The organism is Paenibacillus sp. Marseille-Q9583, from assembly GCF_976954365.1.
This window is the reverse complement of the sequence record NZ_CDRJTB010000022.1, coordinates 1-22067: the sequence shown is the minus strand read 5'-3', so window position 1 is coordinate 22067 and position 22067 is coordinate 1. Positions and strand designations below refer to the sequence as shown.

Here is a 22067-nt window from a genome sequence, read left to right as displayed (position 1 = left end):
CTCAAACTAAGACATTGCATTGCAGGAGAACAAACGATGAAAATCCGATTCTTGATTAAAGATTCCTCTATATTTCAGAAAATAATGGCTGCCTTTCTGGCAGCCTTGTTTCCGCTCATGGCGATTACCTGGTTGATTAATGAGAAGGGTTCGGACAATATTCGGAGTGAAATTTCCGAGTCTATTCTAAATACGACTCGATTCTATCTGGATTCACTCGACAAGGAAGCAGACCGGATCAGCCGTTATTTGCCGAACTATGTGATGGACAAAGACTTGATGGAAATTGCAACTACAGGCAATTACATGAGTTATTACGATCGTGCGCAAAAAATATTAGATATCCAAAGACGTCTTGAATTGATGAAGAACTCAAGTCCATTTATTCAAGAAGCAAGGGCGTATATCCCTCTTATCGACCGAACGATTCTTAGCAATAAATTTGAAACTTCGATGAATAAGCAGGAATATGCTTCTATGCAGCAAAACAAGAGATTATACGAAGAACCTTTCATTTACTGGAACGATCGATTATTTATTTCCATGCAATACCCCATTAATACCGTTAAAAATCCGATTTATATCGTAGCGGTTGAATTATCGACTACCAAAATCAGAGAAACGTTATCTCAAATCGGCAGCTCGCGTGGCGGACAGAGCGTATTGCTCAATCTGGAACGTGGTTGGGAGATCGAGAGTGACATGGATCCGGAACTGCTGGAACAAATGAAATCCTTCGCTGCGGATAAGCGGGGATTGCAAAAAGACGAAGGATACGAAACGATTATGTATAATGGTAAGCGGTTTCTTACGGTATATAAATACTCCAGTCTCTGGAATTCCTATTCGATTATGTGCATTCCCGAAGAGACGATTTTGGGTTCTCTTGAGATCTATCGAACATTGTTCTGGTGGGCTTGCGCGCTAGCTGTGGGTATTGTCGTTTTCTTCTCCTACTTTCTATTACGATTTATCTATCGGCCATTAATGAAACTTGTGCATTCCTTTCGGCGCGTTCAGCAGAATAGGCTGGAACCGATCGTGATCGATCGTGGAGCCGATGAGTTCGGGTATTTGTACCAAGCTTTTAATACTACGATCCGATCCTTGAAAACACTAATCGAGGAAAATTACGAGCAGCAAATCAGGAACCAGCGTTCCGAACTGAAACGATTGCAATCGCAAATTAATCCTCATTTTTTATATAATTGTTTTTTTGTATTGTGCCGGTTAATTAAATCCGAGAATCAGAAGGAAAAGGCTTATCAATTCTGCCTGTACATCGGACAATATTTTCAGTTCATTACTCGTGATGACGAGGATGATATTCCGCTGGGGCTGGAGGTCAATCATTCTCGCACGTATGTAGACATGCAAACCATATGTTACGGAGACCGTATTCAAGTCAAGTTCGAAGGTGATGTTCCCGATCTCTTCGTGCCGAGGCTGATTCTGCAGCCGATCATCGAAAATGCTTATAAGCATGCCTTGGGCAATATGATTCAGCAGGGTGAGCTATGGGTTCATTGTGAGCGGGTGGGTGATGTATTCTCCATCTATGTCGAAGATAACGGCCGAAGCATCTCCGATGCGGAGATCGAACAACTTCAGAAACGGCTGCGTCAATCCACCACTCGGATGGAGGAAACAACCGGAATCATAAATGTGCATCGCAGAATACAACTGCGGTACGGTGAGGAATATGGCATTACAGTGTCACGTTCTGCTCTTGGTGGACTTCAAGTAAGAATCAATCTGAGCGCGAACTAGAGGAGGAATCAGCATGTACCGACTGCTAATCGTCGATGACCTTCCCATTATTGTCGATGGTCTTCTGGAGCTATTCAATGAGACCGATCATTTACAACTCGAGGTTATGAAGGCATATTCAGGTGAAGAAGCACTGGAGGTACTGTCTCATCATCGTATTGATATCGTGATTTCCGACATTAAGATGCCTGGACTGGAAGGGATTGAGCTGCTTCGGGAAATCAAATCCCAGTGGCCGGCCTGCAAAGTTATTTTCTTAACAGGATACAATGATTTTCATTATGCAAAGAGCGCAATTACGTACGGTGGGTTCGATTATATTCTGAAGGTCGAAAGTGATGAGAAAATTATTCAGTCCGTAGAACGGGCGATTGAGAAAATTGAAGAAGAAAATAACCAAGAACAGATGATCGCTAGAGCGCAATCCAAAATGAGACTGGCATTGCCCTCCCTGCAAAAAGAATATGTGTGGGAGCTCTTTCAAGGCAAGCATGTATCGGATAGCCAATTAAAGCAGGCGTTCAAAGAAATCGATATCCCGCTTGATGCAACATTGCCGGTTTACTTGCTCATAGGCAGGGTAGACGCATGGAAAGAAATGTTCACGACGCCGGATAAAGCGTTATTGACTTACGCCGTACAGAACATTTGCGATGAGTATTTGTCCACGCAGGTCAGATGCTATTCCGTTGTATTCGAGTTATCCAAAATCATCTGGATGATTCAACCGAAAATCCCGGATGGATCGTCTATCGAATACGGGGATCAGGATTGGATCAGAGCTCATCGGTATACGAGCGGTATTCTGGAGACTGTGCAGGGAAATTGCAAGAGATTGCTGAGTTTATCGGTTTCTTTCCTTCTTGGAAGTGAAGCAACGACATGGGATAACATATCTGATCGGTTTCACTCGATCAAATACGGCCTGGTACAAGGACATGGATTATTTAATGAGGTCATATTGACCGATAAAGACATTCAAAGAGAAGTAAACGGTGATCTGAGTGGGAACTACCACGATGCCTTCTATCACGCCCGTGTTCAATTGCTGATGTCTTGTCTCGAGAATAATCATCGGGAGCAATTCAACAAGCTGTATGCCGAACTAACGTCCATTTGGAATGATGAGGAGTCGCCGAATGAGCGGAAGATCGAACTGTATCATTCGCTTTCAGCTATTTTTCTGTTCTATATCCATAAGAATCGGGAAATTCGGGATTACATCAATACGCTGATGGATCTGGATAAGTTATATCGCTATGGAGATTCCGCATCATGGTCGGAGCTGATTCAATACTTCTCACAAATGGCGGATTGCTTCTTCGAATGGAATGCGCTGCGGGGTACGCAATTGCCGACAGAGGTCGTGAATAAAGTACATCGATATATTGAAGAACATATTTCCACTGATATCTCCTTAAATGCGCTGGCCGATTACGTGAGCTTGAACCCATCTTATTTGTCCCGACTTTATAAGCAAATCACTGGAATGGGATTATCTAAATATGTGAACGACTATCGTAACCTGATCGCCAAAGATATGCTGCTCAACACATCGATGAAAGTGAACGAAATTGCTGCTGCCCTGGGGTACAACTCAGCGCTTGCGTTTATTCGCTTCTTCAAGAAGCAGAACGAAACGACGCCGCAAGATTTCCGTATGGCAAGGATCCATATACAGAATCAAGGTCAATAAATGTATATGAAATGTCAGAAACGATCTCTTTTGCCTCTGTTCCTACCGCCTTACAATGGAAGTACACTAGGTGCGCAAGAGGAGGAGTAGTCTTGAGAACATTAACAGCTGTATTACTTGGCGCTGGCAGTCGAGGAAGATATATTTATGGGCCCTACGCGGAGAAGTTCCCGAATGAATTAAAGATTGTTGCCGTAGCTGAGCCGGATAATGAACGTAGAAATCGATTTGCAGAGATTCATAGAATTGCCCCAGAACATGTCTACGATTCTTGGGAGAAAGTATTCGATCAGGGTAAAATTGCGGACGTGATGATAATTGCTACGCTCGATCGGATGCATTATATACCAGCGATGAAAGCGATGGAGCTAGGCTATCATGTCATGCTAGAGAAGCCGATGTCTCCTTCCATGGAAGAATGCATCGAATTGGAGCAAGCTTCGCTTCGGTATAAGCGAATGCTCGTCGTAACCCATGTCCTGCGATATTCCCCGTTCTGGTCTGGGATCAAAAAATGCATCGAAGACGGTGAACTCGGAACGATAGGTACGATTCAATTAACCGAAAATGTGGGCTACATGCATATGACACACAGCTATGTCCGCGGGAATTGGCGCAATTCGGAGGAGACGAGTCCCATGATCCTGGCCAAATCATGCCATGATCTGGATCTCATCTCATGGCTTATGAATCAACCGTGTACAAGCGTGAGCTCGTACGGATCATTACTGCATTTCAGGGCGGAGAACGCTCCGGAAGGCTCCGCGGATCGCTGTATCAACGGCTGTGAGGTTGAGAAGGAATGCGCCTTCTCGGCGATGAAAATATATATTCAGCCCCCGGAACACCCTTGGGCACGCTATATGACGAATGATTTATCGCAAGAGGGGATCTTGAAGGCGCTAAAGGAAGGACCGTGGGGTCGCTGTGTGTATCGCTGCGATAATAATGTCGTAGATCACCAGGTAGTCAACATGGAGTTCGAGAACGGAGCGAATGCATCATTCATCATGTCAGGGCTGACACAGAGCGGCGCGCGTCGGGTTCAAATTATGGGAACACAAGGCGAGATCATCGGGGATATGGACAAAGGATCTTTCACGCTGTACCGCTATGTATCGGGCGAGAAGGTTGAGATTGGCTGCAATGTGGAAGGCGATGGTCATGGAGGCGGCGATGACCGTATGGTAAGCTCATTCCTGCGGAATGTGCGTCAATTCGACAGCAATCCATCGCAAGGTTTGACCTCGGCGACGGCATCCCTGCAGAGTCATTTGATCGCATTCGCGTCGGAACATTCGAGATTGAACGCAGGTCAGGCGGTCAAGCTTTCGGACTTGCAGAAGAAAGGAGAAATGTCTGTATAAGATCAAATGATACTAGGAAGCCTCTTTCGAAGTGATGGGATGCCGTCATGGAGAGGGAGGTTTTTTTGGTACATAATCTCAAGGCATAATAAAAGACCGCTCTACTGGAATGACTTCCGGATCTGCGGCCTTAGGACAAAATTCTATTATAGGGTCAATCTGTATCTAAAGGTGGTGAGATTAATGGAATTTAACAGTCTTGATACGAGCTTCTTCTTCATAGGTGAGTGGTTTTGGGGATCTTGGAGTGTGCAAGTGGCGTTGCACAGAATATTCCATTTTTTGATAATCCTCATTACCTGAATTCATCGTTGGATTCCAATTTTCCGTTACCCAATTTTTAAGTTCTTTAAGACCTGCTAGCATTTCCTCCAGCCTCCTTTGGCGAAGAAACAATATATTTTGTATTGTTCTGGTTACGCTTTCATTATATCATAGGAATTAGTTTTTTAAAGCTGTGTCCACGTGAAAAACACAGTTTTTAAGTGAACATTGTGTGTTAATTAGGGTTTGTTCTTCCTGTGGAGAAAAGTGTCTCCTTGTAGGAGACACTTATATTAGATTTAAATGGATAATCTATTGCCCCTAAGAGATGCAAATAGATTTCTAGTAATTACCAATCCGGCGGATGACTTTAAGGTCGTAGATAGTGTTACTCTGATAATAACTAGAGCTGCATATATCGTCCGATATTCTATTTTTAATTGGAAAATAAGGTCTTATTTTATGGGCGTTTACTTAAATGAAACTATTTTTCTAGTATGATCGTTCTTCTGGTGGAAATAAATTTTATTTTTAAAAAAATAGAGAAAATAATTTACAGAATCGAATTTAAGTGATATCTTGAATATGTAGAAAAGAAACCGCTCACATCTTAAGGGGGATTATCAATGACACTCAACAAGTTCCACGGAATTATACCTGCCTTCTATGCTTGCTATGACGATCAAGGAAATATTTCTGAATCCCGGACACATGCCTTATGTGATTACTTATTTGAAAAAGGAGTTCAAGGTGTTTATGTGGGAGGCAGTTCTGGAGAATGTATTTACCAGAGTCTGGACGAACGCAAAGCGGTACTTAGCTATGTAGCTAGTAACCTGAAAGGTAAAATGACACTGATTGCTCATGTAGGAGCCCCTTCCACTAGAGATAGTATCGAATTAGCAAAACATGCGGCGAGCTTAGGATATGATGCACTATCCGCAATCCCACCTATATATTTCAAATTACCTGATAGTGCAGTAACTAAATATTGGAGCGATATTATGGAGGCAACTCCTCTACCGTTCATTATCTACAACATTCCTCAGACTACGGGATATACACTAACTCCAGCTTTATTCGAGAAACTGCTTACTAATAAAAAAGTTATCGGCGTTAAGAATTCTTCTATGCCACCTATGGATATTGAACGCTTCAAAAGAGTGGGTGGAAAAGATGTAGTGGTCTTTAATGGACCGGATGAACAGTATGTTGCGGGAAGAATCATGGGAGCCGATGCTGGCATTGGTGGTACTTATGCAGTTATGCCAGAGCTGTTCTTGCAAGCTAATGCATTTGTACTTGCCGGCAAGTTTGAGGAAGCAGGACAACTTCAAAGTGATATCAACGATATCATCATCGCGCTTTGTTCCCTCAAGGGTTCTATGTATGCGGAAATTAAAGAGGTTCTGAGATTAAGAGGCGTAAACATTGGTAGTGTAAGAGCACCGCTTGAAGGGGTAGCCGCTGAAGATGCGGGTCCAATCGCAGACATTATGAATTTGATTGATCAAGCGATCGAAAAATATTGTGGTTAATGCAATGAAGAGAACCATCGTATGCTTTGGTGATTCTAATACTTGGGGCTACGACGCAGAGACAGACCATAGGTTTAATGATGAAATACGTTGGACCGGACTTCTACAATCAGAAGTGTGCAACACTTACCGAATCATAGAGGAAGGGCTTCCTGGTAGAACCAGTGTTAGTGACGATCCGCTATTTGAAGGGTTAGCCGGAATATCTTATCTCTATCCATGTCTCATGTCACATGCACCACTTGATTTGGTGGTGATCATGCTTGGGACGAATGATACGAAAGAAAGATTTGCACTAACTTCTTATAACATCGCACAAGGTATTGTTAGACTCGCTCATAAAGCTAGAGGGAGCGGGGCAGGTCCAGCCGGGAAAGCTCCAAAAGTGCTTGTGATCGCTCCTCCCCCCATTGGGGCAGAGTATTTGAATACGCCTATTGGTAAGCCAATGGGAAGTAATTGTAGCGAGAAATCTTTGGAGCTCTCTCAGCATCTTGCAGCTTTGCTTTCGGGGACAGATATCCACTTTATTGATTCCAGAGAATATGTATCGATGAATGAAATAGATTACATGCATCTTGATATACAAGGACATCGGAACATGGCTGATTTAGTGAAATATCATGTCAAACGGATACTAGAATAGGGGAGGATTTAAAATGAAGAAGAAACGTTTACTTTCGACAATGGTTGCATTAATGGTAATTATTTCACTGATTTCAGGATGCTCTGGTAACAACGCAGCAAGCTCTAATACATCCGATAATACTGCTAAATCTGGCAAGGAAAAAGTGGCGATTAAAGTATGGCTGACCCCTCAGTGGAAGGGTATTGTGGATGCAACGGAACAAGGTGCTGACTATGATAGCTTCCTTAAGGCTGCTGCTGAGAAATTCAAGGCACAATATGATAAATATGATGCTGACATTCAGGTCGAAGTCATTGCCGGAGATCAGCGCGACCAACTCCTAAATGTTAACTTGAGCGGAGGAACGCCACCAAATGTCTTCTTTGAAAGCGTATTCCCAATGGGCGATTATGTTCACCGTGGAGCTTTGGAGCCTTTGACTGACATCATCGATGAGGACGCAAAAAGCGATATCGCACAAAATTACTGGGATGCAGTAACGTTCGGAAAAGATGTGTACTTCTACCCATTCCAACACAATCCAGGCACTTTGGTCTACAACGCAGACATGTTTAAAGCCGCTGGTTTAGAAAAGTTCGTCGGTGGAGAGTCCGAAATTAAGACTTGGAACTTGGATGAATATCAACAAATCTTGGATGGTCTGAAAAATGATCTTCCGAAGGATAAATATTCTAATGCTTATCCAATGGCACTGTACGCTGTGAATAACCAAGGAGATACTTGGAACCTTGCATACTTAAGAATGTTCGGCAATAAGTTCTTTGACGATCAAGGAAACATTATTCTGAATGATGCGAATGGTGTTAAAGCTGCTACATGGTTGAAAAAACTATATGACGGCGGATATACAAATCCAGGTGCAGAATCTGTGTCTTCCAATGACGCCAATGCTATGTTTCAGAATCAGCAGCTAGCGATCAGTTTCACCAATCCAATCTTGTTCAATGGCTCAAAAGCAAATATGGAATCCGGCACGTCTCCTAAGTTTGATATGCGTCTTGCTAATATTCCGTCTGAAAGCGGAGATCCTCTATCCTTTACTTATGTAGTGGGTGCTAGTGTATTCAAGTCTAAAGATGCGAAGAAGACTGAAGTCGCTAAAGATTTCGTGAAGTTCTTTTCAAGTGATCCTGAATTAGTTAAATCCTCTAAGAATGGTATTCCTGTGAGAAGCTCCGTGGCAGAAGAACTTAAGTCGGAGAATCCTCTCTTTGCTGCTTATGATGCCAACTCAAAATATTTGTTTAACTTCACGGGCAACGTTCCAGGGTATAGCCAATTAAGAGAAGTTTTGTACCCTGATCTACAGGCGCTTTACATGGGAGCAAAGACACCAGAACAGTTTGTACAAGATTATCAGACCAATGGTAATAAAGTGATTGATACGAATAAAGCTAGCTCTGTCATTTTCCAATAATCTAAGAACAGGTAAACAATAAACGATTAACAGCCTTTAGAGTCTGAAGAGGCTCGAAGGGCTGTTAATTAGAAAGGTAAACGATATGAAACTACGTAGTAATTACCTAAAAGAGAATATTACAGGTTATCTGTTTATTTTACCTCAGATGATAGTATTCTTAGCCTTTCTTGTCTATCCGATCTTAGAAGGGATGCGCCTGAGTTTATACCAAATTAATTATGATAGTGAGAAGTTTGTGGGTCTGGCTAATTACACCACATTGTTTAATGATCCGGTATTCTTCAAGGCGATCTTCAATACGATTATATTCGTAGTCTTTATCGTCCTACTTACAGTGGGCTTTGCATTATTTGTAGCCTCGGCTGTATTTGATAAGAACGCTAAGTACGTTTCCTTTATAAGAGGGAGCTATTATATTCCGGTCATGGTATCTATGGTTGTTATGAGTATGGTGTGGAGCTTCCTGCTGAATCCTGCTAACGGACTTATTTCTTTTATCTATAAAGATATGGGTCTTGGGACGATCAATCTTCTGGGAAATCCAAAGACAGTTTTGCCAGTGGTGATCTTTGTGACCTTCGCGACTAACGTGGGCCAAGCCATTATTCTATATATTGCTTCGATGATTGGTGTATCTAAAGAGCTTTTTGAAGCAGCAGAAATCGACGGTGCAAGCAGATGGCAAGTCATTTCGAAGATCCTCATTCCTTCTGTAGGACCCACAACGACCTATATTACGATTATCAATATTATTGCTGTTCTAAAAATATTTGTAGTCATTCAGCTATTAACTGGCGGCGGACCGAACAACTCATCGGTAACCTTGATGTACTACCTTTACAATAATGCATTTAAGTACAATCAACTCGGCGTAGCTTCTGCGGTAGGCGTTATTATGTTCGTGATTACATTGTTATTATCTGTGCCTCAGTTGCGAAGCATGATTAAGGTGAAGTGAGGGGGAATACAACATGTCGAAAATTAAAAATAAGAAGAAGAGAGAGAAGTTTGATGTGATATCGAATGTGATCATTGTCCTCTTCGCGCTCCTTAATCTTTTTCCATTGTATTGGTTATTCACGAGTTCGCTCAAGAACAGTTCAGATGTTGTGAAGATGCCTCCAGACTGGTGGCCTAAGTCAATTACATTCTCCAACTATGTGGATGTATTTCAGAACCAACCGGCTTTGAGATGGACGTTTAATAGTATTTATGTGTCAGGCGTATCTACGATTATCGTTATTATTGTAGGCGCTATGGCTGCCTATGCATTTTCAAAGATCAATTTTAAAGGTAAGGATATCATCTTCATTATCTTCATATCGAGCTTGATGATCCCTAAAGAAATTATGATCGTACCTTTATTCCGGATCACACAGCAATTTGGAATGTTGAATTCCTATAATGGTATGATTTGGCCGAACGTCGCGGGTGCATTTGGAGTGTTCCTGCTAAAAGGATTCTTCGATTTAACGCCTAACGCTTTAAGAGAAGCTGGGAGAATAGATGGTGCAAATGAATGGAGAATCTTCACTCGCATCATGGTGCCTATTATTAAACCTGGTATTGGAGCCTTATTTATTCTGAATTTCGTGCAAGTCTGGAATGATTATTTGTGGCAGCTGGTTATAGGCCAAGAGAACAAAATGAAAACATTAATGGTTGGTACTGCGACCTTAATGCAGGATTTGAATCCTAATTTCGCATATAAAATGGCCGGAGCCACCATCGCTGCAATTCCGATGTTGCTAGTGTTCGTGTTATTCCAACGTTTCTTCACCAATGGAATTACAGCAGGAGCAGTTAAAGAATAAATAAAAATGTGGAGTGGGTTACTGATGAATACTGAAAATAATGTACTAAAAAAGATAAAACATAAATTAGTCGTCTCCAGTCAAGCCTTACCCGAAGAACCGCTGCATAGTCCGTTTATTATGGGAAGAATGGCTTATGCAGCCTACTTGGGCGGTGCCTCCGGCATTCGGGCCAATAGTGTAGCGGATATTCAAGAAATCAAGAAAACAGTGGATCTTCCTATCATTGGGATCATCAAAAGGGTATATGAAGGTTCTGAAGTGTTTATTACACCAACCCTGAAGGAAGTAGATGAGCTTTACCGCGAAGGGGTAGATATCATTGCTATGGATGCGACGGACCGGATTAGACCAGATGGATCTAATATCTCAGAACTATTTCCTAACATTAGAGAGACGTACAAAGATCAGTTGTTTATGGCAGATTGCTCTACATTTGAGGAGGCTGCAAAGGCTGTTGAACTGGGATTTGATCTTGTGGGAACCACTTTAAGCGGATATACAGAGTATACAAAAGAGCGGTCACTTCCAGATTTCGAGCTAGTTAAACAAATCGTAAGCAATTTCTCTGTGCCTGTGATAGCTGAAGGCGGTGTTTCTACTCCTGCAGAACTGAAGACAATGTTCGATCTGGGTGTTTATTCAGCAGTTGTCGGCTCAGCAATTACAAGACCAATGGAGATTACCAAAAGGTTTGTAGACGCTATTGCCGGAGAGGGTAGATAAGAATGAGAATTCTCGCTGTAGATATTGGCGGTACCAATACCAAGATGTGTATATGCGATAAACTTGGGAATGTTCATAATTTTAAGGAGTATGCAACTGAGAGCCACTTGGGAGGGCCGCATGTAATCTCAAGATTGCTTGATAAAATTGCAGAAAATGATGATTTTGATGCCATTGCTATAAGTACGGCCGGTCAAGTCAATGCTGAAGAAGGAATTATAGTCTATGCTAACGAAAATATACCTAGATATACAGGGATGAAGATTAAGGAAATTGTAACTAATCATTTTCATAAACCTGTTATGGTAGAGAACGATGTGAATTCAGCTGCATTAGGCGAGGCTCATTATGGTGCTGCCCAGAACTTTAACAATTTCTTATGCTTGACGTTTGGCACGGGCATTGGTGGTGCCATTGTATTGAACCGCCAAATCTATAAAGGAGCAGATGGGGTGGCGGCCGAATTTGGTCATATCCTGACACATCCATTGTCAGATGCGGTGGAGGGACTGCCTTTTTATGAGAAGTATGCTTCAACTACTGCTTTAGTCAAGATGGCTCAGCAGGCAGATCCCGAATGTACAGACGGAAAAGTCCTTTTTGATAAAATTCACAAAGGGGACGAAGCTCTGAAACAGATCTTGGATTCATGGGTAACTGAGGTGTCCGTGGGTTTAGCCTCAATTATTCATATTTTCAATCCATCCGCTATAATTATTGGGGGCGGTGTTATGGAGCAAGAAGATTTAGTACAAAGGGTAGAGGAACGGACGAAGTCTTTAATTATGGAGAGTTTTGCGGGTGTAAGAATTGTTAAGGCCTCACTTGGGAATAAGGCAGGCTTGCTTGGCGCTTCCTCTTTATTCGCACATTAAATCATTGTAAAGGAGGGGCTTATTTGCGAACAATCAGTATTTTTTCTTCTATTCATTCCAAGTACAATAATTTGACGAATACGGAGAAGAAGGTAGCGGACTACGTCCTGGAGAACACTAGAAGTGTTGTCTATATGTCGATTACTGATCTTGCAGATGCGTGCGATGTAGGTGAATCAAGTATTTTTCGATTTTGCAAATCTTTAAGTTATAAAGGGTATCAAGAGTTCAAGATTGCACTCGCTCATAGTATCACTGTGGAGAATGAAATCCCGCAGCTTACGGATCAAATTCTAATGGATGACACTACTGAAGCCGTAGCTTCCAAAGTGCTGACCACAAATGTAAGTGCACTGAACGAGACCTATAATTTAATTGATATACAGAAGATCAATGAAGCTATTGATTATATGATAAATGCGGAACGAGTATCATTTTTCGGCGTAGGCTCTTCATTAATCACGGCGATGGAAGCTAAAATTAAATTTATGCGCATTACAAACAAAACGGAATGTTTGATGGATTCACATCTTCAGATGATGTCTGCGGCGCTAATGTCTAACCGAGATGTAGCTGTAATCATTTCTTACTCAGGTTCAACGAAAGATAGTATCGAGGTTGCAAGAAAGGCGAAGGAACGAGGCGCTAAGGTGGTGTCCATTACGAGATTTGAAAAGTCACCTTTAACATCGTATTCGGACCTTACCTTACTTTGTGGTGCTAATGAGGGTCCTCTGCAGGGCGGTTCATTATCTGCTAAGATCTCACAACTCTATCTGCTGGATATTTTATATGTGGAATATTTCAAAAAGACTAGTGAGCAGTCCATTATCAATAAAGAAACAACAGCTGCAGCAGTTAGTGAGAAGCTCCTATAAGTGCGAGTTCAAAAAGTATGGTTTTCAACACCGAGAAGATTGGATGAAGGTAGAAACTGAGGAGCGGAGCGTAGTGGAAGCTACGTGAGCACCGGAAGTTTCGCCTGAATTCAATATTCGATGTCGAGTAAGCTTCTTGGGCTACTTCGTGCTCAAAAGCGGACTTTTTGAACAACCTCTTTAAGATAATTGAGATGTGAGGAGAATGAGATAGTATGATCTTAGGTTCATTGTCATCTTGGGAAGAGCATAGCAGATACGAGAATTCAGTCATTGTAGAGGCTATTGAGGAATTGAGAGTCATCATACAACACGAACCTGATCTCGGGCGAATCGAGATCCGCGGTAACGAGATATACGTTTCGATTATGGCTCTTGAAGCGAAGTCGCTGGAGGAACAGGTTGCTGAAAAGCATGAGGCTTATATTGATGTGCATTATCTGATCGAAGGTGAAGAAACAATCGGTTGGTCCCCTCTGCAAGAAGGGATCGAGGCTACTAAGCCTTACGATGCCGAAGCAGATTATGCACTTTATCCTCCGTCATCCGATGAAATATTGTTAACTTTGAAGCCGGGGATGTTCGCTGTCTTTTTCCCGCATGATGTACACAGACCTGGTATGGGTCAACCGGACATGAAGATTAAGAAGGCTGTTATTAAGATACATGTAGGCTTACTAAATTCATAGAATCTGAGCAGATGACTTCTGAAATCATAAGGAGTCATCTTTTTTATTGCATAGGAAATTATATCCAATGAAAAAGGATCACTTTCATGGATTCGTGGAAATGCACGGTCATCGTCTGCCCGGGGAAGTACAGCTTTCTATTTCTCTACATCAGGGTCAAAACACTAGAATTATAGGGAAAAACTCCTTGTAATTCTATAATATATGGTCATATCGGTAGAATATATGGAATTGTTCCCTATAATTCAGCTAAATTGGCTGTTTTTAATTGAAATTGACAAATATACAGGGAGAAATTCCGTATAACCTGTTCAGATAACAGCTGTGACCTAATTTATAGGGAGGTTGTCCCTATAACACGTTGTACCTAAGCAAAATCCTCCACCAACACTAGAGTTCTTACTCGCCAAACCACTGAAAATTCCTGTGGAGAGTACAATAAGTGCTCCGTAAGCTATAAATTCAAACTAACAAATGCCTTTTAACCCTATTTACCAGACACGATGATTTAATTTTATGTATAAACATTATAACGTTATATTTACTTAATGCGCTATTCGTGTTATTTTAAACATTATAATGTTATATGGAAAAAGGTGAGAACAATGGATGAAAGATACGTGCTCCGTCAGGTGAAACGAGTAAGCGGAGAAGAGATCGACATTGTAATCGAAAATGGCAAGATCGCTGAGATCACCCCGGCAGGTGCGGCGCATGGGGAGCAGGAGTGGGAAGGTTCAGGCGCGTACGTATCCAGTGGCTGGATCGATATGCATGTGCATGCCTTTCGCGAATTTGATCCGTATGGTGACGAGATCGATGAGATCGGTGTCCGGCAAGGGGTGACCACTCTAGTCGATGCTGGTAGCTGCGGGGCGGATCGGATAGGTGATCTGGCTCTGGACGCGTCTCAGGCTAAGACAAATGTGCTGGCTTTCTTAAATATCTCGCGGATCGGACTGCTAAGAATTGATGAATTGTCTAACTTGGAATGGATTGATAAGGAGAAGATCCTGCAATCCGTCCGAACCTACGGGGAGATAATCGTGGGATTAAAGGCTAGGATCAGCAAGAGTGTTGTCGGCGCGAGCGGGATTGAACCGCTGCATATTGCACGAAGCCTTTCAATGGAGACTGGCCTGCCGTTAATGGTACATATCGGTTCAGCACCGCCAGATATCAGAGAGGTTATGCCCCTTTTGCAGCGGAAGGATATCGTGACCCATTATCTCAACGGAAAAGAGAATAATTTGTTTGCTGCGGATGGTCAGCCGCTTCAGGTACTGAATGAGGCCATTGAACGGGGAGTTCATCTGGATGTGGGGCATGGAACAGCAAGCTTCTCTTTTAAGGTAGCTGAGGCTGCTAAACGTAATGGTATTGGACTGAATACGATTAGCACGGATATCTATCGAGTGAACCGATTGAAGGGACCTGTCTTTAGCATGTCTAATGTACTTTCCAAGTTTCTATGTTTGGGCTATGCTCTGGATGAGATTGTGGCAGCGGTTACTTCCAATGCGGCGGAATGGCTGGGCAGGCCGGAGCTGGGCCGAATTCAGGTGGGAGATCCTGCAAACTTGACTCTCTTCACCCTACAGCATAAGTCTGCTGTACTTGTTGATTCTGAAGGAGAAGAAAGAATGACGGATAAAGTAATCCATGCAAAGGGAGTGGTTATAGGTGGGGAATTCATTAAATGCGAAATACGGGCTTAAACGCGTAATCAATGCAAGCGGCAGAATGAGTATCTTGGGGGTGTCAGCTCCGTCTGACACAGTGATGGACGCGATGAAGCAAGGCGGACAGAGTTATGTGGAAATAGCGGATCTGGTGGATAAAGCCGGAGATTACACGGCACGAATTCTCGGCGCTGAAGCAGCGCTTATCGTTAACTCAGCCTCCAGCGGTATTGCATTGTCCGTTGCGGCGCTATTGACCCAAGGCAATCGGCGCCGCAGTGAACGTTTGCACCAAGAAGCCATTCCACGCAATGAAATCATCATTCTGAAGGGGCATAATGTACAGTATGGAGCTCCTGTGGAAACGATGGTCTATCTAGGTGGTGGGAAACTAATTGAGGTCGGTTATGCGAATGAAGGCCGGGCCGAGCATATAGAGGATGCCATTTGTGACCAGACGGCTGCCATTCTGTACGTGAAGTCCCACCATGCAGTGCAGAAAAATATGTTATCCGTCGAAGAAGCATGGGAGATCGCAAACCGTAGGGGCATTCCACTAATCGTAGATGCCGCAGCGGAAGAAGACCTCTGTAAATATGTGAAATACTCTGACCTGGCGATTTATAGTGGTTCTAAAGCTATTGAAGGGCCTACATCTGGTATTATCGCCGGCAAACGTAATTATGTGGAATGGGTTAAGGTCCAATTGTATGGAATAGGACGCAGTATGAAGGTTGGTAAAGAAACTTCCTTTGGTCTGCTGCAAGCACTAGAGGAATACATGGTCAAGGAAGACAAGAGTGACACCGAGAAAGCGTTTTTGCAGGGATTGATGGTGTTGAATGATCTTCCGGGAATTCGTGTAACCATTGTGCAGGACGAGGCGGGCCGTGCCATCTATCGCGGCCGGGTTCAGGTTGATCCACAGCAGGCTGGAATTACGGCGAAAGAATTGGTGGAGGGGTTACAGAAGGGCGAGATTGCGATCTACACCCGCGATTATGGAGTGAAGCAGGGATATTTCGATATTGATCCACGGCCGCTTCTGGGGGATGATCTGCACGTGATTGTAGACAGCATTCATAAATTAATAGGGGGACAATAAGATGACGATTTCACAACATTTTTATAAGGGCCGCACCGCATTAAATGTACTCGCTAAAGATATCGCTAATGCTAAAGAGATTTATGAAGCGGCGGAAGGATATGTGCTGGTCGGTGTGCTCTCTAAAGATTATAAGTCGGTAGAAGAAGCCGTAACAGCCATGAAGCAATATGGTCAAGAGATTGAAGATGCGGTATCCATTGGCTTAGGTGCAGGAGATAATCGCCAAGCGGCAATTGTGGCAGAGATTGCTAAGCATTATCCGGGTAGTCATATTAACCAGGCATTCCCGGTGGTTGGAGCTACACGCGCTAATCTTGGTGGGAAAGACAGTTGGATCAACAGCATGATCGCCCCTTCTGGTCACGCTGGTTATGTCAATATATCTACAGGAGTCTTCAGCGCTGCGCAGAGTGAAGCGGCGATTGTACCTATAGCATCGGCAATTGCGCTTGTTCGGGATATGGGTGGTAATGCACTGAAGTATTTCCCGATGGAGGGATTAAGCCGTGAAGAGGAATACCGCTCTGTCGCTAAGGCCTGTGCTGAGGCAGAGTTCGCACTCGAACCAACCGGTGGAATTGATATGGACAATTTCGAGGCTATTCTGGAGATTGCGCTTGAAGCAGGGGTGCCACAAGTGATTCCGCATGTCTACTCATCCATTATCGATAAAGAATCGGGCCAGACCCGGACCCAGGATGTGCGTGATTTGCTTGGAATTATGAAGAGGCTGACAGATAAATATGCCTAAACGAATCGGGGCATTCGGAGAAGTGATGATGCGTCTGCAGGTGCCGGGCGTTCAGCTGCTATCACAGGGAAACACCTTAAACTATTCATTCTCTGGTACCGGAGTTAATGTCAGCGCTGCACTGGCACGCTTCGGGCATGAAGGTGCTTTGATTTCACGTTTGCCGAATACTTCTTTGGGAGAGGCTGCCGCGGCGTATTTGCGAAAGCTGGGAATTTCTTCTAGGCTGGTTATACGAGGAGGAGAATATCTAGGCTTGTATTTCTTGGAGAATGGATTTGGTGCACGTCCAAGCAAGGTGACTTATAGTAATCGTCTGGAGAGTAGCTTCAATACGGCTCCTGAGGAAACTTATAATTATGAAGAGATTGCGCGAAGTCTGGATGTGATCCATTTCTGCGGCATCACGCTGGCTATGAACGATAGTGTACGTCATCATATGAAATCCTTGGCTAGAGCTGTCAAGCAGCAGGGTGGGACTGTGATCTTTGATTGCAACTATCGTCCGTCCTTGTGGGGACCGGAAGGCTATTCACAAGCGAAGCCACATTACGAGGAGATGCTGCAGCTGGCCGATATCGTAATGATGAATGAGAAGGACGCGATCTTTATCTTGGGGATCAGCACTGAACAAGCTGAACGCGAAGAGCAACTGATCGAACTGATTCCAGCAGTTGCGAAGCAATACAATATCTCGGTGATTGCAGGCACCCATCGCAGTATTCATGGCGACAACACACATTCACTGCGTGGGTTTCTTTATAAGAATCAGAGCTTCTTCTTTTCGGATACGCTGAGATTTCTCGTCTATGATAGAATAGGGGCTGGAGATGCCTATACGAGCGGAATTGTGCATGGCGAGCTAACAGGATTTACACCTGAGCAGACAGTACGGTTTGCCGCTGCCGCTAGTATGTTAGCCCACACTGTCGAGGGCGACACTCCCATGGCTTCAGAAGCGGATATACTTCGAGCTATGACTCTATCCGTAGGCGATGTAGAAAGGTAGTGAACCTCTTGAGTTTGTCCCGAAAAGATAAGCCCTTATATATGCAAATTGCAAATATTATAAAGGATCGGATTCTACACGGAGTCTATCCTATTGGATTGAATATTCCTTCCGAGCCTCAGCTAGAGCAGGAATTCAATGTCAGCAAGATCACTGTACGCGGTGCCATTCAGGAGCTCGTCCAAGAAGGATTTCTGGAGAAGGGGAGCGGCAAGGGGACGAAGGTGATCCGTAATACCTCATCATCCAAGCTGTCCAAGTGGAAAAAATTTACGGAAATTCTAGTGGATGAAGGGCACCAAATTCGGAAGCAATGGCTGAAGGCGGAACGAGTATATAATGAAATTGAAAGCGAAGCCTTTCGTTTATTCGGCGAACGTTGTATACGCTTGGAACGCATATATAGTCTGGGTGATATTCCTTATGTTCATTACACGCATTATTTAGTAAATGGTATGGATGATTTGGATCTACTAGACTTAAATGCCCAGTCCTTGTATGAACTGCTTGAAGAGCGGAGCGTTTCCTTAGAGAAACTGCGTGATGAATTTTCCGTTGCCGTTCCTCCGCCTGATGTAGAGGAGATATTGCTCCTTGATAAGAAGTGTCCCTTGCTGAAGCGAACTCGTTATTCTTATGATGAACTAGGCAAGGTAACTGAGTATAGTGTAGGCTTTTACAATACAGAGCTGCAGAATTATGTAGTGAACTATGAGGTGTAGTTAGCGAAAATCCGGAGCAATTTGCAGGGGAGATTCCTTGCAGGATGGTTCGGATTTTTTGCATCTTAGTATGTGATAAATATAACTATTTAAATTTATGAATATACAAGCTGTGATGACTGATGTAAAATTACAATACCTGAAGCGTCCTGGAACAGCTTAAGGGCTTTTTGCATGCTCTTTTGCAGATTGCAAAGAATAGGGGCATGTCTACTATAGAAAGATTAATGGAGGTAGGAGAGTTTTATGAAGAAAAAAGCATTAAAAAGAATGTTGATGTTGTCGATGATGGTCGTTGTCGTCGCTGTACTTGCAGTAGGTTGTGGTTCAAAGAATAACACGAATACAGCATCGACAGAGGGAAACGCAGCAGAGGCCTCAAAAGAAGCTGTTACTTTGTCGCTTGGCTTACTGCCTTCGATTGATGCGATTCCTTTTGTGATTGCTCATGAGCAAGGTTTTGATAAGAAGCATGGAGTGAACCTGGATATCCAAACATTCAAGAGTGCAAAAGACCGTGATGTCGCCTTTCAAGCAGGCAAGTTAGAGGGGATCAGTGCTGATTTGGTTGCGATTTCTATCTACAATGAAGCCGGGCTGGATGTGAAGATCACTAGCACAACTTTTGGTGAATTCGATCTATTGACTGGGAATGACGCCATCCAAGATGTGAAGGATCTGAAAGGCAAAACCGTGATTTTGTCCAAAAATACTTCCACACAATATACTGTGGCGATGATGCTGAAACAAGCGGGTTTGACAGAAGATGATATTACGGTAACTGAGGTTCCACAAATCCCTACCCGTTTAGAATTGCTTAAGAACAATAAGGCAGATGCAGCTATTTTGCCGGAACCATTTGTAACTATGGGTAAAGCTTCAGGCTTGCGCGTGCTTAGCTCCACGCATACAGCGGGAGTGAATCCATTTGTATTGGCTTTCCCACAAACGGCTATTGATGCTAAGGCAGATGCGATTCGAAATATGTATGCTGCTTATGACGAGGCTGTAGCGTATATGAAATCTCATGATCAATCCGAATATATCGATCTTGTGATCAAAGAAGTTGGTTATCCAGAAACGTTGAAAGATGAGATCAAGGTGCCTGATTATGTCCCTGCCAATCAAGTGGATGTGAAAGAAGTAGAAGCCGCATTTGCATGGGCACGGGAAAAAGGTTTGCTTAGCAAAAATATCTCGGCTGAAGATGTGATTTCTGATGTCCAATTCAAGAAATAAAGGACTCGTCATTAAGGACCTTAAAGTAGAGTATAAGACAGGTCAACTGGCCTTAGGAAAGATGGATCTATCTTTACCGGAGCATGGGATTTACACGATCATCGGACCCTCTGGCAGCGGAAAATCAACTTTATTACGGGCGATTGCGGGCTTGCTGCCAAGCTATATGGGGCAAATTCTTTTTAATGAAAAATCCGTGCATGATAAAGAAACTCTGATCGGCCTGGTACCGCAAAACTACGGGCTTCTTCCATGGAAGACTGTACATGATAATATTCAAATCGCGATGAAAATCTCGCATACTGCGAGTACATCCAAGCAAGAACGGGAGAATCAGATTAAACAGTGGCTGTCATCGATGGGAATCTCTGATTTAGCTGATCGTTTTCCTCTGTCACTCAGTGGAGGGCAGCAGCAAAGAGTGGCAATTGCCAGAGCGTTCGCCATTTTGCCCACTATTTTACTGCTGGACGAGCCTTTCTCCGCACTTGATGCGATTACGCGGGAAACGCTACAGATTCTGTTTTTGGATAACTGGTTAGCGCATCCGGCGACTACCTTATTTGTTACCCATGATGTGGAAGAAGCTATTCTGCTGGGGCAGAAAATTATTGTAATGCCATCTAATAAAGAAGAAGCTCCGGAAATGATCGACAATCAATTGGTATTTCAGATGAAGCATGAAGATAAGCGGGACAGTGTAGATTTCTTTGAGCAGACTAAGCGAATCAGAAAGGTAATGCAGGAGATATGGTGAGAAAAAATCGGATTCATCACATAATAAGACTGTTGTTTGTGTTCTTTTGTATGAATGTGGTTTGGTATATTGCCTATTTGCTTATGAATCATTCGATTTTGCCGAGTCCATTCGCTGTATATAACGCTATGTTTCACTTAGGTGGTCAGGAGATTGCTTTAAATGTGGGGTATAGCTTGTTCAGGATTTTTGCCGGGGTAGTGCTGGCGTTAATCATTGGACTGCTCATTGGTCTTCTGATGGGACGTTCGCTGACTTGGAATAAGCTGCTTGACCCTGTGGTCTACTTGACCTATCCTGTTCCCAAAATCGCCCTGCTTCCCGTTGTGATGCTATTCTTCGGACTTGGTGAAACGTCTAAAATCTTAATGATCATGCTAATTCTCTTGTTCCAGATTATCATTTCCGTTAGGGATGGTGTGAAGGCTATTCCTGAGAATACCTATGATGTCTTAACCAGTATAGGGGCAAGTACAGTGCAGAAATTCTGGCATGTGACATTGCCGGGTGCACTGTCGGTCATTCTGAGTACGATTCGTATTTCACTTGGAACAGCGATATCTGTACTCTTTTTCACGGAGATTTATGGAACTGAGCATGGCATGGGCTTTTTCATTATGGATGCTTGGTTAAGACTGGATTATCCGGAGATGTATGCGGGAATTATGCTGTTCAGCTTGGTGGGATTTGTCCTCTTCTTACTTGTTGATTATCTTGATTACAAGTTTATGAAGTGGCGGAATTAAATATAGTTGAAGATATAACTATAGCTTTCCTTTGTCGATTTTAGGCAAGGGGAGCTTTTTTTGTGTGATTTTAGAGTGGAAACAAAGGGGCTTCAAATTAGTATATCAATTCGGTTAAGATGGATAAGTATTCGATAAACTGTATTGGATACACATCCAAACTAAGGGAGTAAAACGATGAATAAGCGCATATCGGGATTTGAGCACGGCACAGCATCCTTTGCTGAGAAGAAAGTTACCTGGCTGGAACTATTTTATGATCTGCTTTTTGTAGCTGCAGTTTCAAAAGCGAGTCATGTCTTGTTGCATGTAGAGGCGGGAAGCATCTCACATGAATATTTTTTTTAAATTTTTTTTATATTTATTC

At 43.1% G+C, this 22067-nt stretch carries 21 protein-coding genes and 1 pseudogene; 21 read left to right on the top strand and 1 reads right to left on the bottom strand.

The window, feature by feature from the left end; genetic code table 11:
* Positions 1 to 36 precede the first annotated feature (36 nt).
* The 3 genes from ACWNM1_RS12610 (at position 37) to ACWNM1_RS12600 (ending at position 4833) form a co-directional block, all read left to right on the top strand.
* Entirely contained in the window at positions 37 to 1770 is a 1734-nt protein-coding gene (locus ACWNM1_RS12610; protein WP_449601179.1) for a sensor histidine kinase, read from the top strand.
* 13 nt (positions 1771 to 1783) lie between these two features.
* A complete protein-coding gene (locus ACWNM1_RS12605; protein ID WP_449601178.1) occupies positions 1784 to 3466 on the top strand; it encodes a response regulator transcription factor in 1683 nt (560 codons plus the stop codon).
* 92 nt (positions 3467 to 3558) lie between these two features.
* Entirely contained in the window at positions 3559 to 4833 is a 1275-nt protein-coding gene (locus ACWNM1_RS12600; RefSeq protein WP_449601177.1) for a Gfo/Idh/MocA family protein, read from the top strand.
* A gap of 180 nt (positions 4834 to 5013) precedes the next feature.
* On the opposite strand, the gene ACWNM1_RS12595 is transcribed toward ACWNM1_RS12600, so the two are convergent.
* On the bottom strand, positions 5014 to 5199 hold the full coding sequence (locus ACWNM1_RS12595) for a hypothetical protein (protein ID WP_042130754.1): 186 nt from the start codon (positions 5197 to 5199) through the stop codon (positions 5014 to 5016).
* A 524-nt stretch (positions 5200 to 5723) separates the two neighbouring features.
* Between ACWNM1_RS12595 and ACWNM1_RS12590 the strand changes: the two genes are divergently transcribed.
* The 18 genes and pseudogenes from ACWNM1_RS12590 to ACWNM1_RS12505 form a co-directional block, all read left to right on the top strand.
* Positions 5724 to 6635, top strand: coding sequence for a dihydrodipicolinate synthase family protein (locus ACWNM1_RS12590; protein ID WP_449601176.1), 912 nt, complete (start codon positions 5724 to 5726; stop codon positions 6633 to 6635).
* Positions 6636 to 6639: 4 nt separating this feature from the next.
* Complete coding sequence (locus ACWNM1_RS12585) at positions 6640 to 7281, top strand: SGNH/GDSL hydrolase family protein (RefSeq protein WP_449601175.1); 642 nt, start codon at positions 6640 to 6642, stop codon at positions 7279 to 7281.
* Between the two features lie 13 nt (positions 7282 to 7294).
* Positions 7295 to 8701 carry an ABC transporter substrate-binding protein gene (locus ACWNM1_RS12580; RefSeq protein WP_449601174.1) on the top strand — a complete coding sequence of 469 codons (1407 nt, stop codon included), beginning with the start codon at positions 7295 to 7297 and terminating at the stop codon, positions 8699 to 8701.
* Between the two features lie 85 nt (positions 8702 to 8786).
* The gene (locus tag ACWNM1_RS12575) at positions 8787 to 9662 is read left to right on the top strand and encodes a carbohydrate ABC transporter permease (protein ID WP_042191374.1); all 876 of its coding nucleotides are present in this window, start codon (positions 8787 to 8789) and stop codon (positions 9660 to 9662) included.
* 13 nt (positions 9663 to 9675) lie between these two features.
* Positions 9676 to 10518 carry a carbohydrate ABC transporter permease gene (locus tag ACWNM1_RS12570; protein ID WP_449601173.1) on the top strand — a complete coding sequence of 281 codons (843 nt, stop codon included), beginning with the start codon at positions 9676 to 9678 and terminating at the stop codon, positions 10516 to 10518.
* 24 nt (positions 10519 to 10542) lie between these two features.
* Positions 10543 to 11244, top strand: a complete 702-nt coding sequence (locus ACWNM1_RS12565) for an N-acetylmannosamine-6-phosphate 2-epimerase (RefSeq protein WP_449601172.1) — start codon at positions 10543 to 10545, stop codon at positions 11242 to 11244.
* A gap of 2 nt (positions 11245 to 11246) precedes the next feature.
* Complete coding sequence (locus ACWNM1_RS12560; protein WP_449601171.1) at positions 11247 to 12119, top strand: ROK family protein; 873 nt, start codon at positions 11247 to 11249, stop codon at positions 12117 to 12119.
* Between the two features lie 23 nt (positions 12120 to 12142).
* Positions 12143 to 12997, top strand: a complete 855-nt coding sequence (locus ACWNM1_RS12555; protein ID WP_076300453.1) for a MurR/RpiR family transcriptional regulator — start codon at positions 12143 to 12145, stop codon at positions 12995 to 12997.
* Between the two features lie 215 nt (positions 12998 to 13212).
* Positions 13213 to 13686 (top strand): YhcH/YjgK/YiaL family protein, encoded by a 474-nt coding sequence (locus tag ACWNM1_RS12550; protein ID WP_449601170.1) that lies wholly within the window; start codon positions 13213 to 13215, stop codon positions 13684 to 13686.
* A gap of 605 nt (positions 13687 to 14291) precedes the next feature.
* Complete coding sequence (locus tag ACWNM1_RS12545) at positions 14292 to 15404, top strand: amidohydrolase/deacetylase family metallohydrolase (RefSeq protein ID WP_449601169.1); 1113 nt, start codon at positions 14292 to 14294, stop codon at positions 15402 to 15404.
* Entirely contained in the window at positions 15370 to 16473 is a 1104-nt protein-coding gene (locus tag ACWNM1_RS12540) for a DgaE family pyridoxal phosphate-dependent ammonia lyase (RefSeq protein WP_449601168.1), read from the top strand. Before ACWNM1_RS12545 ends, ACWNM1_RS12540 begins: the two co-directional genes overlap by 35 nt.
* A gap of 1 nt (position 16474) precedes the next feature.
* Positions 16475 to 17227, top strand: a complete 753-nt coding sequence (gene dagF, locus ACWNM1_RS12535) for a 2-dehydro-3-deoxy-phosphogluconate aldolase (RefSeq protein WP_449601167.1) — start codon at positions 16475 to 16477, stop codon at positions 17225 to 17227.
* Positions 17220 to 18236, top strand: a complete 1017-nt coding sequence (locus ACWNM1_RS12530) for a sugar kinase (protein ID WP_449601166.1) — start codon at positions 17220 to 17222, stop codon at positions 18234 to 18236. The genes dagF and ACWNM1_RS12530 overlap by 8 nt, the downstream gene beginning before the upstream one ends.
* A gap of 8 nt (positions 18237 to 18244) precedes the next feature.
* Complete coding sequence (locus ACWNM1_RS12525) at positions 18245 to 18958, top strand: GntR family transcriptional regulator (RefSeq protein ID WP_449601165.1); 714 nt, start codon at positions 18245 to 18247, stop codon at positions 18956 to 18958.
* Between the two features lie 246 nt (positions 18959 to 19204).
* Positions 19205 to 20197: an ABC transporter substrate-binding protein gene (locus tag ACWNM1_RS12520; protein WP_339243355.1), complete on the top strand. Its 993-nt coding sequence runs from the start codon at positions 19205 to 19207 to the stop codon at positions 20195 to 20197.
* Positions 20178 to 20954, top strand: coding sequence for an ABC transporter ATP-binding protein (locus tag ACWNM1_RS12515; protein ID WP_449601164.1), 777 nt, complete (start codon positions 20178 to 20180; stop codon positions 20952 to 20954). Before ACWNM1_RS12520 ends, ACWNM1_RS12515 begins: the two co-directional genes overlap by 20 nt.
* Positions 20948 to 21700, top strand: a complete 753-nt coding sequence (locus ACWNM1_RS12510) for an ABC transporter permease (RefSeq protein ID WP_042191349.1) — start codon at positions 20948 to 20950, stop codon at positions 21698 to 21700. The genes ACWNM1_RS12515 and ACWNM1_RS12510 overlap by 7 nt, the downstream gene beginning before the upstream one ends.
* Positions 21701 to 21877: 177 nt before the next feature.
* Positions 21878 to 22039, top strand: a pseudogene (locus tag ACWNM1_RS12505) (low temperature requirement protein A); the annotation flags it as partial.
* Positions 22040 to 22067 lie beyond the last annotated feature (28 nt).

Excerpts from the sequence above, each read along its gene's own strand:
- ACWNM1_RS12610 (WP_449601179.1), top strand. The coding sequence starts at position 37 with ATGAAAATCCGATTCTTGATTAAAGATTCCTCTATATTTCAGAAAATA.
- ACWNM1_RS12605 (WP_449601178.1), top strand. The coding sequence starts at position 1,784 with ATGTACCGACTGCTAATCGTCGATGACCTTCCCATTATTGTCGATGGT.
- ACWNM1_RS12595 (WP_042130754.1), bottom strand. The coding sequence starts at position 5,199 with ATGCTAGCAGGTCTTAAAGAACTTAAAAATTGGGTAACGGAAAATTGG.
- ACWNM1_RS12590 (WP_449601176.1), top strand. The coding sequence starts at position 5,724 with ATGACACTCAACAAGTTCCACGGAATTATACCTGCCTTCTATGCTTGC.
- ACWNM1_RS12585 (WP_449601175.1), top strand. The coding sequence starts at position 6,640 with ATGAAGAGAACCATCGTATGCTTTGGTGATTCTAATACTTGGGGCTAC.
- ACWNM1_RS12580 (WP_449601174.1), top strand. The coding sequence starts at position 7,295 with ATGAAGAAGAAACGTTTACTTTCGACAATGGTTGCATTAATGGTAATT.
- ACWNM1_RS12575 (WP_042191374.1), top strand. The coding sequence starts at position 8,787 with ATGAAACTACGTAGTAATTACCTAAAAGAGAATATTACAGGTTATCTG.
- ACWNM1_RS12570 (WP_449601173.1), top strand. The coding sequence starts at position 9,676 with ATGTCGAAAATTAAAAATAAGAAGAAGAGAGAGAAGTTTGATGTGATA.
- ACWNM1_RS12565 (WP_449601172.1), top strand. The coding sequence starts at position 10,543 with ATGAATACTGAAAATAATGTACTAAAAAAGATAAAACATAAATTAGTC.
- ACWNM1_RS12560 (WP_449601171.1), top strand. The coding sequence starts at position 11,247 with ATGAGAATTCTCGCTGTAGATATTGGCGGTACCAATACCAAGATGTGT.
- ACWNM1_RS12550 (WP_449601170.1), top strand. The coding sequence starts at position 13,213 with ATGATCTTAGGTTCATTGTCATCTTGGGAAGAGCATAGCAGATACGAG.
- ACWNM1_RS12545 (WP_449601169.1), top strand. The coding sequence starts at position 14,292 with ATGGATGAAAGATACGTGCTCCGTCAGGTGAAACGAGTAAGCGGAGAA.
- dagF (WP_449601167.1), top strand. The coding sequence starts at position 16,475 with ATGACGATTTCACAACATTTTTATAAGGGCCGCACCGCATTAAATGTA.
- ACWNM1_RS12530 (WP_449601166.1), top strand. The coding sequence starts at position 17,220 with ATGCCTAAACGAATCGGGGCATTCGGAGAAGTGATGATGCGTCTGCAG.
- ACWNM1_RS12520 (WP_339243355.1), top strand. The coding sequence starts at position 19,205 with ATGAAGAAAAAAGCATTAAAAAGAATGTTGATGTTGTCGATGATGGTC.
- ACWNM1_RS12515 (WP_449601164.1), top strand. The coding sequence starts at position 20,178 with ATGTCCAATTCAAGAAATAAAGGACTCGTCATTAAGGACCTTAAAGTA.
- ACWNM1_RS12510 (WP_042191349.1), top strand. The coding sequence starts at position 20,948 with ATGGTGAGAAAAAATCGGATTCATCACATAATAAGACTGTTGTTTGTG.